Genomic DNA, 11,991 nt, shown 5'->3' on the forward strand with positions numbered 1-11,991 from the left:
CTGAGAGCGGCTTCTCTGTGCTCCTTGGCGCATACGGGCGCCACCTCTGCCGCGGCGTGAGTGAGACAGTGGCTTCTGGGGTGCTCATGCACCTTGCCCAGCCACACCACCGCCCAGCCACACCACCGCCCAGCCACACCACACAGATCGGCCACGGAAGCCCTGCCATGACTGACACAGACAACCGCGTGCCCGCGGGCACGGCGGTCCCCGACGAGGCCGGCACGCCGTTGGCCCTCGCCGCGCTGCTCTCCGGGACGTTGGTCGGCACGGTGAGTAACAGCGTGGTGAACGTGCCCATGCCGGCCATCCTCGCCGAATTCGACGCACCGCTGGGCAGCGGCGTATTCGTGGTGGTCGGCTTCCTGATGACGTTCACCGCGACGATGCCGCTGGTCGGCTGGATCGGCGACCGGTTCGGCAGGCGGCGGGTCTACTGCGCCTCGATGGTCGCCACCGCGGTGTGCGCCCTCGGCGCCGCGACCGCTCCGTCGCTGGAACTGCTGATCCTGTGGCGCTGCGTGGGCGGTGCGGCGGCCTCCGCCCTCGGGCCGGCGGTGCTCGGTCTGCTGACCTGGCTGTTCGCCGGGGAGCGGCGGGGCAGAGCGGTGGGGCTGTGGGCCTCGGTGAACGGCATCGGCCAGGCCATCGGACCCACCATGGGCGGCTTCGTCGCTGACGGCTGGGGGTGGAGATGGGTGTTCGTGCCGCTCGTGCCGGTCGCGCTGGCCGGTCTGATCGGCACCCTGCTCCACATCCCGCGTCATCCCGGCACCACGATGCGCTTCGACACCGTCGGCGCGACTTCACTGACCCTCGGGTCGGGGCTGCTGATCCTCGGCGTCGCACTCGTCCCGCAGCAAGGTCTTTCGGCGGTCGTTGCCATCGCGGTGACGGTGGCCGTGGCGGTTCTGATCTTTTTCGTCCGGCATTGCCTGCGGGTGCCGGAGCCGTTCGTCGATGTCCGGCTCGTGGCTGAGGCCCGGTTCGTGCGCAGCACCCTGGGTGCGTTCGCGTTCATGTTCAGCCTCGGAGCCACGCTGCTCGCGGTGCCGCTCTACCTTGTCGGCAGCGGCCGGACCGGGTCGCTGGCCGGCGCGGTGCTGCTGGCGATCCCGGCTTCGATGGTGATCCTGGGCCCGCTGGTCGGGCGGTACCTGGACCGGGTCGGGGCCCGCCGGGTCTTACGCACCGGGTTGGCGCTGCTGATCCTCGGCCAGGCCCTGCTCTGTGCGGCCGTCGGCACGCATCTGGTCGAAAAACGTTGGGGGTTGGCCGGCTTCGTGGGGGTTCTGGTCCTGATCGGCATCGGAACGGCATTCGTGCAGACACCGGCGGCCACCGGTGCCACCCGCTCTCCTGCCGGGGCGCAGGGCACCGGACTCGGATTGTTCAACCTGGTGCGCTTCGGTGGCTCGGCGATGAGCGCGGCGTGGGTGGCGATCGCCCTGGGCCTGGGCACCACCATCGGTTTCATGCTCGCGTTCGCGATGGTCTCCGTTGTTGCCGCGCTCGGACTGCTGGGCTCGTTCGTCGGGTCCGATCCGATGTCCGAGCGATAGCGCCGCCTCGGTCAGTGGAAGCTGGCCTCCCGGTCGACAGCGGCGTGCACCTCGCTGAGCAGGTCCAGCCGGATCGCCAGCCAGACGGTGAACTGGTTGTCGGGCAACCGGATATCGAGACCGATCGCCCGCGACACCCGATCCAACTTGGTGAGCATGGTGTTGCGGTGCACATTGAGCACCCGGGCGGTGGCGTTGACGTTCCCGCCGTGTGCCAGGTAGCCGGTCAGGAACTCGCGCAGATCGGGAGTGGCCCGCAGGGGGCCCAGGAGGTCGTTGACCAGTGCCTTGCTCTGTTCGGTCTCGGCGATCTCGGCGAGCACCGTGAAACTCCGCAGATCCTGATAGGACACCGCGCCGGTGAGCCCCAGCCTGCGTGCGATACCCAGCGCGATGCGGGCTTCGCGGTAGGTGGCCGAGACGGCTTGTGCACCACCGGCCGGTCTGCTGTAGGACACGGCGACCGCAGCGCCGCGGCGATTCTCCAGTTCGGCTGCCATCGCCTCGGCGTAATGAACCATCTCGCGGTGTCGCGCGGCGTCATCGCCGCCACGGAGTGAGCGCACCACCACCAGGACGTCACCCAGCACGGTGACATAGGAGCGGACGGCGGGATCGGGTGCCACGTTGGCGGCATACCGGGCCAGCCGGACCATGCTCGCCGCGGGATTGTCCACCCCATGGGGAATCGCGCCCGGCGCGACGAAAACGCCGAACTGCGAATCGATGTCGATGTCGTGGTACTCCGCCCGTGCGCGCATATCGTGCTCGCTGGAGAAATGGCCGTGGACCAGGGCCTGGACGAAATCACCGCGGGCGCGTTCCTCGGCCTCATCGACGCTGTGCTGTCGCAACATCTCCGAACCGATGATCGCGGTCGCCTGCTCGGTGACGACGATGTGCCGTGCCAGATCGTGGGCACCCGGTGCGGAATTCGGGACCAGGACGAGGACCCAGCCTTCGAAGGCCTTGCCGAGCCGGATGGCCGTGGAGATGGCGGTCCAGGTGTTGCCGTGCGGGTCCGCGAGGTGCTCGACACGGGTGTCGTGATGACCCGAGAGCCGGGCGGCGGCCGGCAGGTCGACCGTCAACCTCGGCACGATGACCTCGGTGAGAACCCCCGCCGCCTCGGCGGCCAAGCCGTTGTGGGCCACGATCTGGCCACGGGCGTCCAGTGCGACCGCGGGGTTACGGGCGAGGTTGGACACCTCGCGGATCAATATCTGCAGCCCGGCCCCACGGTGAAAAAGTCCCGCCAAGGAGGTGTGCACGTGTGTGGCGTACCGCATCACGTGCACTTCCCGGCTCAGCGCCCGCTCCGCCAACAGCCGGTTCAGGGCGGTGAACCCGACCGGAAACGCCATCTCGATCACCACCAGCCCGACAGGCAGGGCCGCCGGGAAATCGGCGGGGACCGCACCGTCGACCAGCAGGGTGGTGGCGCCGCGGGCGGCGAGCGCGGCCAGGGCGCCGGCGGTGCCCAGCAGCGCTTCCGGACGCGCGTAGACCGCGACGCCGTCGAGTGGCTCGTGGCCGGACAACACCTCGGAAAGCGGCAGAACCCAATGCAACTCGCTACCGAGGTGATCGTGCCCGGCCATCACCCGGGCACCCGACATGAGCGATTCATCGAGCAGTCCGGCGACCGTCATCCGGTCACCGTGCGGGTGCTCTGCTGGCATGTCCTCACCTGCTCTGTGCGGCGCGTTCGTCGTCGCGGTGGCGGATCGAACCACCACGATCACACTGTCGACTGCCCACAGACTATGTGCAGTTTGACCATGATGCGGCCGACAAAGCGGACATTGTGACCAAGGCGGGCGCCCGCTTGCGCCGGTAGACATGCACCAGGCGAACAGCCCGAATCGGTCATCACCGACAAACTTCAGGAGGTCAGCAGATATGCACCAGATCTACCGGATCACCCTCGACGACGCCCTGCCCCTGCTCGCCGCCGGCCGGGCCAAGGCAGAAGAGATCGGGGTCAAGCAGACGCTGTGCATCTGCGATGACGGCGGCAATGTCCTTGCCCTGCTTCGCCTTCCAGGGGCCCGGTTGACCGGCGTGGACATCTCCATCGCCAAGGCGTTCACCGCGGCGGGCCACGAGCGGGCCACTCACCTGTTCAACGAGGCGCCCGACGGCCCGGCACTGCCGGGTAACGAGGCCTTCGGTATCAGCCACATGCTGCCGGGCAAGTTCGCGGTCTTCGTGGGCGGATTTCCGCTCGTCTTCAACGGCCAGATCATCGGTGGCGTCGGGATCAGCGGTGGTAACGGCGCACAGGACAAGGCGGTCGGCGCGGCGATCCTGGCCGAGTTCGAGGCGCTGACCGCGGCCGTCGTCAGCCGTTGAGGGTGTGCACGATGACTCGTGACGTCGCTCCTGCGGGGTGAAGTTGTCCATGTCGCAACGCCGGCCTGCTGGCTAACGTCGTTGGTGCAGAGCAGACTTCGCACCGTCGCATCGTCTCGCAGCCGCATCCATTGCGAAACATCTTATTCTGCCGATGATTTCGCGAAATCAACTGATCGAAGGGATCGATTCCATGACCGAACTATTGGGCCGTGAGGAGTTCCGCGCAGAACTCGAGAACGCGATCAAGGGTCGCGAGGCCAAGAACGCATCGTTCTCCAAGGCGTGGGCCGAGGGTCGGCTGGAGCGCCATCATTTCGCCCGCTGGGCCGAGAACCACTTCCACTACGTCGGACCGTTCGCCGATTACCTGGCCAACATCTACGCCAACACCCCCGACGAGTTCACCGGCGCCAAAGACTTCACGTTGCAGAACATGTACGAAGAGGAACTCGCCGATATCCGGCACACCGACCTGCTGATCAAGTTCGGCGAGGCGTGCGGCACCACCAAGCAACGCATCGAGGACCCCAACAACATGAACGCCATCACCCGCGGCCTGCAGTCCTGGTGCTACGCGGTGTCGCAGCGTGAGCACTTCGTGGTGGCGACGGCTGCGCTGGTGGTGGGGCTGGAATCTCAGGTGCCCAGCATCTACACCAAGCAGATCGTGCCGCTGCGCGAGGTCTACAAGTTCACCGAGGACGAGATCGAGTTCTTCGATCTGCACATCACCTCCGACGTGGTGCACGGCGAACGCGGCTACCAGATCGTGCTGGACCACGCCGACACCCCGCAGCTGCAGCAGCGTTGCCTGCAGATGGTGCGGTGGGGAGCCGAGATGCGGTTCTCCTACACCAAGGGTCTGTATGACACCTACGTCGCACCCGAGCTGGAGCCGGTCGCGGTCTGAGTGATTTCGGCGCGCCCACGTCCGCTGCGCGAGCGTGGGCGCGCCGAAATCGGACAGGAGAATCATGGAGTGGACCGCGGTCGCCACCGCGCGCGAACTGGGCAGACGCCGCAAGCTGCGGGTCGAGGTCGGTGGTATCGCCGTCGCCCTGTTCCAGACTGAGGGCAAGGTGTATGCCTTCGCCGATCTCTGTGTGCACCAGGATCGTTCGCTATTCAAGGGCACACTGCTGCACGGCAAGGTGATCTGCCCGGGCCATCAGTGGCAGTTCGACCTGGAGACCGGCTACGAAGCCGACCAGGGCCTCTGTCAGCCCACCTACCCGGTGCGCGTCGATGACGACGGCACCGTCTACGTCAACCTCGCGCCGGAAAGCCGCGTGCCGGCCCGAACCGAAGAGGAGGCGCGGATATGACACCGCGCACCATCGTCACCGTCGGCGCCGGACAAGCAGCCGCCGTCGCCGCCCGCAACCTGCGCAGGCAGGGGTTCGACGGCCGCATCATGCTCATCGGTGACGAACCACACGCGCCCTATCAGCGCCCGCCGCTGTCCAAGGAGTTCCTGGCAGGCACCGACACCGAGGCCGCCCTCTGGATTCTGCGCCCCAGCTGGATCGCCGACAACGACGTGGAGATCCTCACCGGAACGAGTGTGCTGCGGGTGGAGCCGGCGTCACGGACCGTTGCGGTGGACAGCGGGGCCGATATCGAAGCCGACGCAGTGCTTTTCGCCACCGGAGGAACTCCGAGAACGCTGACCGTGCCCGGCCCGCGACCCGATCTCGTGCACTACCTGCGCACGCTCGACGACGCCCTGCGGCTGGCCCCGGTGCTGGTGCCGGGGCGGCGGCTGGCCATCATCGGCGCGGGCTTCATCGGCCTGGAGATCGCGGCCACTGCGGCCGCCGCGGGTGTGTCGGTCACCGTGTTCGAGTCGGTACCGGTGCCGCTGGCCCGCATCCTCGGATCCGCCATGGGCGAGGCCGTCTGCCGGCTGCACCGCGACCACGGCGTGGACCTGCGCACAGGGGTGCGGTTGGCCGGCATCTGGACCACCGCCGACGGCGTGCTCATCGACATCGCCGGTGCGGCAGAACCTTTCGAGGCCGACGCCGTCGTGATAGGTATCGGCATCACGCCGAACACGACCGTCGCCGAGGCGTCCGGGTTGGGTGTCGACGACGGTATCGTGGTGGACGCGTCGGGCCGCACCAGCATCCCGGGCATCTTCGCGGCCGGCGATGTGGCACGCCGGTACTCCGAGCGGGCGGGCCGCCACGTTCGTCTGGAACATTTCGACAATGCCAGCAGACAGGGTGTCGCGGTGTCGAACGCGATACTCGGTCGCGACATGCCCTCGGATGACGCGCCGTGGTTCTGGTCGGACCAGCACGGGCACAACCTCCAATTCATCGGTGCGGCAACCGGAGATCCGGTGATCCGCGGTGATATCGGTGCACGGGACTTCACCGGCTTCTACCTCGAAGGCGCCACCGTGCGGGGCGCCTTCGCCGTCGACCGTGGAGAGGACATCATGGCCGCGCGGGAGCTGCTGGGCCGCGAGGTCGAGGTGGCTGCCCTGCGCGACGAGAGCACCGATCTGTGGGACCTCGCCTACGCAGACATCGACGAAGAATCGCAGGTACAGCAATGACCTCAGGACTCAACTTCATCGGCGGCGCCTGGGTGCCCGCTCAGTCCGGAAACACCTTCACCCGGACCAATCCGGCCGACCCGACCGATCTCATCGGAACCTTCCCCGCCTCGGGGCCCGCCGATGTCGCCAACGCCGTCGATGGGTTGGCGAAGGCCGCGCCGGAGTGGGCCGCCACCCCACCCGAGCGACGCGCGGCGATCCTGGAATCGGCTGCGGCAGAGTTGGAGAGGCGCGGCCCTGAACTGATCGCCGAGCTGGTCCGGGAGGAGGGCAAGACTCTCGCCGAAGCGACTATGGAGGTCGGCCGCACACCGGCGAATCTGCGGTTCTACGCCGCCGAGGCGACCCGCAGCGGGGGAGTGACGCTGCCCGCGGCCGGTGACACCCTGGTGTACACGCTGCGCGAACCGGTCGGGGTCGTCGGTGCGATCACACCCTGGAACTTCCCGCTCAACATTCCCTCGCGCAAGCTCGGACCGGCACTGGCGGTCGGAAACCCGGTGCTGTTCAAGCCTTCCGAGCTCACTCCACTCATGGGGCAACGCCTCGTCGAGGCACTGCTGGCCGGCGGGCTGCCGCCCTCGGTGATCGCGCTCGTCCAGGGCGACGGGGTGGCCGGGGCCGCGGTGGCCGCCGACGAACGCATCGCGGCGGTCACGTTCACCGGTTCCACGGAAGTCGGCCGCGCCATCCACGGCCGGGTCGGACCGCACCGGCGGGTTCAGCTGGAGATGGGTGGCAAGAATCCGGTGCTCGTCGCCGACGATGCCGACCTGGACCGCGCGGCGGCGCTGATCGTCAAGGGCGCCTTCGGGTTGTCCGGTCAGGCCTGCACCGGCACCAGCCGGGTGATCGCCACCGATGCGGTGCACGACGAACTGGTCGAGCGCGTCGTCCGGCGCACCAACGCCCTGGTGGTCGGCCCGGGCGCGGTTGACGGTGTGGACATGGGCGCACTGGCGAGCGCGCAACAACTCGACAAGTTCGCGCACTATGTGGCGGTCGGGGTGGCCGAAGGTGCACGGCTGCGGTGTGGGGGCACCACCGTGGATGTGGCGGCCAGTCCAGGTGGCCATTTCGTGCGGCCCGCCGTGTTCACCGATACCGAGCCCACGATGCGCATCGTCACCGAAGAGGTGTTCGGCCCGCTGTTGGCCTTCCAGCGGGCGGGGTCACTGAACGAGGCGATCGAGCTGGCCAACGCGACCGAGTTCGGGCTGTCCGCGGCGATCGTCACCTCGGACCTGGTCACCGCGCAGCGGTTCGTGCGTGCGTCGCGGACCGGTCTGGTCAAGATCAACCAGCCGACCACCGGGATGGCGATGAACGCACCGTTCGGCGGCTACAAGGCCTCGTCCACCGCGACGTTCAAGGAGCAGGCCGGGGCTTCGATGATGGAGTTCTATCTCGCCGAGAAGACCGTCTACCTCAACACCTGACGCGCAGCGCCCTGAGACCACAGCCTGAGACCACAGAAAGACGGAGAACAACAATGGATTTCGTTCGGGTAGCACGATCCGGGCAGGTGCCCGAGGGAATCGTGCGGCGGTTCTATTCCGGCGATCACGAGTTCGCGGTGGCACGGCTCAACGGCAAGGCATACGCCACCTCGAACTACTGCACACACCTGGACTGCCTGCTGTCCTCCGGCAAGCTGCGCGATGACGGTATCGGCTGCTCCTGCCACGGCAGCGCCTTCGATCTGGAGACCGGTGAGCCGATCAGCCCGCCGGCCACCGAGCCCATCAAGACCTTTCCGTGCGAGGAACGGGACGGTGAGATCTTCGTCGGCGTGGAGCCGGGCGAGATGCCTGCCGGCCCGACCCGCCGGGCCCGCCGGGGCGCCTGATGAGCACGGCGCCACGCCCGCCGGCGCTGTCGGTGGGCGGCATGGTCAGCAGCAGCCACCCGGCCGCCAGTCTGGCCGGTGCCCGGGTGCTGGCCGACGGCGGTAACGCCATCGACGCCACGCTGGCGATGGCCGGATTGACCTGGCTGACCCTGCCCGGCCAGTGCGGTATCGGCGGCGACGCCTTCGCCGTGGTGCGGGAACCCGACGGGCGGGTGTGGACCGTCAACGGATCCGGCTTCGGCCCCGACGGCGGAACCGCGGATTTCTATGCGGCGCTCGGCCTCAGCGCGATACCGATGGATGGCCCGCTGGCCGTCGCCGTGCCCGGCGCACCCGCCGCGCTGCGGGCACTCCACGGCGGCGGCGCCACGCGGTCGCTGCCGGAACTGTGGGAACCCGCGGCCCGCATCGCTGAGAACGGGCTGCCCTGCTCGGAGCGCGCCGCCGGCGATGTCCGCTCGGCTGCCCAGGCGGTCGCGGCAGACCCCGGCCTCTCGGAGATCTATGCGCCGCAAGGTGTTCCGGTGGCCGCCGGCCGCCGCCTCCCGCAGCCGGCACTGGCGGCAACCATCCGAACGCTGGCGCACAACCCCGGCAGCTTCTACACCGGCGAGTTCGCAGAGCGGGCCGTGGCCGCGCTCCAAGCCGGTGGTGCGCCGTTCAGCGGCGACGAATGGACCGCGGGGGCGCGGGTGACGCCCGAGCCTGCCCTCACCGGACGCTACGCCGGTATGGTGCTGCACCAGACCCCACTGCCGACACCCGGGTGGATGGTGCTGCAGCAGGCAGCACTGTGCGACGGGGTGCTCGGTGCGACGGAGTGGCTGTCCGCGGCCGCGATCGACCGGCTGGCCCGCGCCGCCCGACTGTCCTTCGCCGACCGATTTGCGTTGTGCGGCAGCGATAACCGTCGCAACGGCGTCGATTACATCCTCAACGCGGAACGCCTGGACGTGCAACGCCGCGATCTCGACGGCCGCACCGAAGTGCGTGGCCGTATCGCGGTCGCGGCGGGGGACACCACCTCGACGGTGGCGGTCGACGCCGACGGGCGCGCGGTGAGCTTCATCCACTCGCTGGCGTTCACCTTCGGAGCGAAACTCACCGTGCCCGGCACCGGCGTGGTGCTCAACAACCGGCTGGGCCGGGGCGCCTACCTGATATCAGGACATCCCAACGAGGTGAAACCGCGCCGAAAACCGCTCCACACGCTCAACGCCTGGATCGTCACCGACGATGAGGGCGCCCTCGCACACGTCGGCAACACCCCGGGCGGCGACGGTCAGGTGCAATGGAACATGCAGCTGATCTCCCACGTGCTGGACCACGGGCGCAATCCCGCGGAGGCGGTGGCCGCCCCACGGTTCACGGTGTTTCCCGGCTCGGACGCCGACGTCATCGGTGCTCCCGAGGAGCTGCGTCTGGAACCCGGCGTGCCGGCCGGGGTGCGCGACCAATTGAGCGCGCTGGGACATCGCGTGGTCGTCCAGCCGCGGTGGGGAGCGGGCGGCAGCGCGCAACTGATCTCGGTGGACGACCGTGGTGTGCTCAGCGGAGCCGCCGATCCCCGCCAGGAAGGCGTGGCGCTCGGTGTCGACTGAGCGCGTGGCGCCGCTGCCACAGGGCGACTATGTACCCGCGGTCCTGCACGACGGTGTCATCCACACCGCGGGTATGACGCCACGACGGGACGGTGCGCTGCTCTACACCGGCATCGTCGGTGACACCGTCTCTCCCGAGGATGCGCGTGCCGCGGCCGGGCACGCAGCGGGCAATGCACTGGCCGCCGTACGCTCGGTGCTGCCCGAGCGCGCCGGGATACGTTGTCTGAAGATGACCGTCTTCATCGCCTGCGCGTCGACATTCACCCAGCTCAGCGCGGTTGCTGACGGCGCGTCAGCCGTGCTGGCCGCGGAACTGGGTGTCGGTGCACTGCCGGCGCGCAGCGCTGTCGGCGTCGCGTCTCTGCCGTCCGGAGCGCCCGTCGAGGTGGAACTGACCGCCGCCGTGGTGTGACGGCGCAGCCCCGGCTGAGCTGGGATTTGGCGCTGAGCAGCGCGTCCCCTAGACTCTAGGGGTTGCCGCGGGCAGACCTCGGTCATATTCCTATGACCCTGCGTGCCCTGCGGAAACAAGACCGCGCATGACCAGGTCGGTATCTGGCGTGCACACAACCCAGGTCAGGAGATCGAGTGATTCAGCAGGAATCGCGGCTGAAGGTCGCCGACAACACGGGTGCCAAGGAGATCTTGTGCATCCGCGTGCTCGGTGGCTCGTCGCGGCGCTATGCCGGTATCGGCGACATCATCGTGGCGACCGTCAAGGACGCCATCCCCGGCGGCAACGTCAAACGTGGTGACGTCGTCAAGGCCGTCGTGGTGCGCACCGTCAAGGAGCGTCGCCGCGCCGACGGCAGCTACATCAAGTTCGACGAGAACGCCGCCGTCATCATCAAGAACGACAACGACCCCCGTGGCACCCGCATCTTCGGGCCGGTCGGTCGTGAGCTGCGTGAGAAGAAGTTCATGAAGATCGTTTCGCTTGCCCCGGAGGTGTTGTAAATGAAGGTGCACAAGGGCGACACCGTGCTCGTCATCTCCGGTAAGGACAAGGGCGCCAAGGGCAAGGTCCTCGAGGCCTACCCGACCCGCGACAAGGTTCTCGTCGAGGGTGTCAACCGGATCAAGAAGCACACCGCTCAGTCGCAGAACGAGCGTGGCGCGTCCTCGGGCGGCATCGTCACGCAGGAGGCGGCAATCCACGTCTCCAACGTGATGGTCGTCGACTCCGACGGCAACCCGACCCGCATCGGCTACCGCGTCGACGAGGAGTCCGGCAAGAAGATCCGCGTCTCCAAGCGCAATGGCAAGGACATCTGACATGACCACCGTAGAAAACACCGCCAAGGTGCAGCCGCGGCTGAAGCAGCGCTACCGCGAGGAAATCAAGGACGCGCTCAACAAAGAGTTCAACTACGCCAACGTGATGCAGATCCCGGGCGTGGTGAAGGTCGTCGTGAACATGGGTGTCGGTGACGCCGCCCGAGACGCCAAGCTGATCAACGGCGCGGTCAACGACCTCGCCCTGATCACCGGCCAGAAGCCGGAGATCCGCAAGGCCCGCAAGTCGATCGCACAGTTCAAGCTGCGCGAGGGCATGCCCATCGGCGCCCGCGTCACGCTGCGCGGCGACCGGATGTGGGAGTTCCTCGACCGTCTCGTGTCGATCGCGCTGCCCCGTATCCGCGACTTCCGTGGCCTGAGCCCCAAGCAGTTCGACGGCAACGGCAACTACACCTTCGGGCTCGCCGAGCAGTCGGTGTTCCACGAGATCGACGTGGACTCCATCGACCGCCCCCGTGGCATGGACATCACCGTGGTCACCACGGCGACCAACGACGATGAAGGACGAGTGCTGCTGCGGGCCCTCGGCTTCCCGTTCAAGGAGAACTGAGCAATGGCAAAGAAGGCTCTGGTCAACAAGGCCAACAAGAAGCCGAAGTTCGCGGTGCGTGGCTACACCCGGTGCAACCGCTGCGGCCGTCCGCACGCGGTGTACCGCAAGTTCGGCTTGTGCCGAATCTGCTTGCGCGAGATGGCACATGCGGGCGAACTGCCCGGTGTGCAGAAGTCCAGCTGGTAACCAGCATT

General features: G+C 67.9%; 14 protein-coding genes. 13 read left to right on the forward strand and 1 reads right to left on the reverse strand.

Translation table 11 applies throughout. The annotated features are described in order from the left end of the window. The first annotated feature begins 167 nt into the window (after positions 1-167). Positions 168-1,562: an MFS transporter gene (locus FHU31_RS06690; RefSeq protein WP_167156880.1), complete on the forward strand. Its 1,395-nt coding sequence runs from the start codon at positions 168-170 to the stop codon at positions 1,560-1,562. 11 nt (positions 1,563-1,573) lie between these two features. Here FHU31_RS06690 and FHU31_RS06695 read toward each other — a convergent pair whose 3' ends face one another. After that, the gene (locus tag FHU31_RS06695; RefSeq protein ID WP_167156882.1) at positions 1,574-3,244 is read right to left on the reverse strand and encodes a PucR family transcriptional regulator; all 1,671 of its coding nucleotides are present in this window, start codon (positions 3,242-3,244) and stop codon (positions 1,574-1,576) included. Between the two features lie 220 nt (positions 3,245-3,464). On the opposite strand from FHU31_RS06695, the gene FHU31_RS06700 reads away from it, so the two are divergent. The 12 genes from FHU31_RS06700 (at position 3,465) to FHU31_RS06755 (ending at position 11,983) form a co-directional block, all read left to right on the forward strand. Then, positions 3,465-3,917, forward strand: a complete 453-nt coding sequence (locus tag FHU31_RS06700) for a GlcG/HbpS family heme-binding protein (protein WP_167156883.1) — start codon at positions 3,465-3,467, stop codon at positions 3,915-3,917. 193 nt (positions 3,918-4,110) lie between these two features. Further along, complete coding sequence (locus FHU31_RS06705) at positions 4,111-4,830, forward strand: iron-containing redox enzyme family protein (RefSeq protein ID WP_167156885.1); 720 nt, start codon at positions 4,111-4,113, stop codon at positions 4,828-4,830. Between the two features lie 64 nt (positions 4,831-4,894). After that, complete coding sequence (locus FHU31_RS06710) at positions 4,895-5,245, forward strand: Rieske (2Fe-2S) protein (RefSeq protein WP_167156887.1); 351 nt, start codon at positions 4,895-4,897, stop codon at positions 5,243-5,245. Continuing rightward, on the forward strand, positions 5,242-6,486 hold the full coding sequence (locus tag FHU31_RS06715) for an NAD(P)/FAD-dependent oxidoreductase (protein WP_167156889.1): 1,245 nt from the start codon (positions 5,242-5,244) through the stop codon (positions 6,484-6,486). Before FHU31_RS06710 ends, FHU31_RS06715 begins: the two co-directional genes overlap by 4 nt. After that, positions 6,483-7,928, forward strand: coding sequence for an aldehyde dehydrogenase family protein (locus tag FHU31_RS06720; protein ID WP_167156891.1), 1,446 nt, complete (start codon positions 6,483-6,485; stop codon positions 7,926-7,928). The genes FHU31_RS06715 and FHU31_RS06720 overlap by 4 nt, the downstream gene beginning before the upstream one ends. A gap of 53 nt (positions 7,929-7,981) precedes the next feature. Continuing rightward, positions 7,982-8,338 carry a Rieske (2Fe-2S) protein gene (locus FHU31_RS06725; protein WP_090359849.1) on the forward strand — a complete coding sequence of 119 codons (357 nt, stop codon included), beginning with the start codon at positions 7,982-7,984 and terminating at the stop codon, positions 8,336-8,338. Then, on the forward strand, positions 8,338-9,942 hold the full coding sequence (locus FHU31_RS06730) for a gamma-glutamyltransferase family protein (protein WP_167156893.1): 1,605 nt from the start codon (positions 8,338-8,340) through the stop codon (positions 9,940-9,942). The genes FHU31_RS06725 and FHU31_RS06730 overlap by 1 nt, the downstream gene beginning before the upstream one ends. 4 nt (positions 9,943-9,946) lie before the next feature. Further along, a complete protein-coding gene (locus FHU31_RS06735) occupies positions 9,947-10,357 on the forward strand; it encodes a RidA family protein (RefSeq protein WP_420372080.1) in 411 nt (136 codons plus the stop codon). A gap of 176 nt (positions 10,358-10,533) precedes the next feature. Further along, entirely contained in the window at positions 10,534-10,902 is a 369-nt protein-coding gene (rplN, locus tag FHU31_RS06740; protein WP_018601827.1) for a 50S ribosomal protein L14, read from the forward strand. Continuing rightward, a complete protein-coding gene (rplX, locus tag FHU31_RS06745) occupies positions 10,903-11,220 on the forward strand; it encodes a 50S ribosomal protein L24 (RefSeq protein WP_090359845.1) in 318 nt (105 codons plus the stop codon). It abuts the gene before it with no gap. Between the two features lies 1 nt (position 11,221). Continuing rightward, a complete protein-coding gene (rplE, locus tag FHU31_RS06750) occupies positions 11,222-11,794 on the forward strand; it encodes a 50S ribosomal protein L5 (RefSeq protein WP_090359843.1) in 573 nt (190 codons plus the stop codon). 3 nt (positions 11,795-11,797) lie between these two features. Continuing rightward, positions 11,798-11,983, forward strand: coding sequence for a type Z 30S ribosomal protein S14 (locus FHU31_RS06755; protein WP_083736047.1), 186 nt, complete (start codon positions 11,798-11,800; stop codon positions 11,981-11,983). The last annotated feature ends 8 nt before the right edge of the window (positions 11,984-11,991 follow it).

The organism is Mycolicibacterium fluoranthenivorans (assembly GCF_011758805.1).
Taxonomy (GTDB): Bacteria; Actinomycetota; Actinomycetes; order Mycobacteriales; family Mycobacteriaceae; genus Mycobacterium; species Mycobacterium fluoranthenivorans.

Bases quoted from the DNA above. Each gene is read 5' to 3' on its own strand.
- rplX (WP_090359845.1), top strand. From the start codon at position 10,903: ATGAAGGTGCACAAGGGCGACACCGTGCTCGTCATCTCCGGTAAGGAC.
- FHU31_RS06705 (WP_167156885.1), top strand. From the start codon at position 4,111: ATGACCGAACTATTGGGCCGTGAGGAGTTCCGCGCAGAACTCGAGAAC.
- FHU31_RS06720 (WP_167156891.1), top strand. From the start codon at position 6,483: ATGACCTCAGGACTCAACTTCATCGGCGGCGCCTGGGTGCCCGCTCAG.
- FHU31_RS06695 (WP_167156882.1), bottom strand. From the start codon at position 3,244: ATGCCAGCAGAGCACCCGCACGGTGACCGGATGACGGTCGCCGGACTG.
- FHU31_RS06730 (WP_167156893.1), top strand. From the start codon at position 8,338: ATGAGCACGGCGCCACGCCCGCCGGCGCTGTCGGTGGGCGGCATGGTC.
- FHU31_RS06710 (WP_167156887.1), top strand. From the start codon at position 4,895: ATGGAGTGGACCGCGGTCGCCACCGCGCGCGAACTGGGCAGACGCCGC.
- FHU31_RS06700 (WP_167156883.1), top strand. From the start codon at position 3,465: ATGCACCAGATCTACCGGATCACCCTCGACGACGCCCTGCCCCTGCTC.
- FHU31_RS06755 (WP_083736047.1), top strand. From the start codon at position 11,798: ATGGCAAAGAAGGCTCTGGTCAACAAGGCCAACAAGAAGCCGAAGTTC.
- rplE (WP_090359843.1), top strand. From the start codon at position 11,222: ATGACCACCGTAGAAAACACCGCCAAGGTGCAGCCGCGGCTGAAGCAG.
- FHU31_RS06690 (WP_167156880.1), top strand. From the start codon at position 168: ATGACTGACACAGACAACCGCGTGCCCGCGGGCACGGCGGTCCCCGAC.
- FHU31_RS06725 (WP_090359849.1), top strand. From the start codon at position 7,982: ATGGATTTCGTTCGGGTAGCACGATCCGGGCAGGTGCCCGAGGGAATC.
- FHU31_RS06715 (WP_167156889.1), top strand. From the start codon at position 5,242: ATGACACCGCGCACCATCGTCACCGTCGGCGCCGGACAAGCAGCCGCC.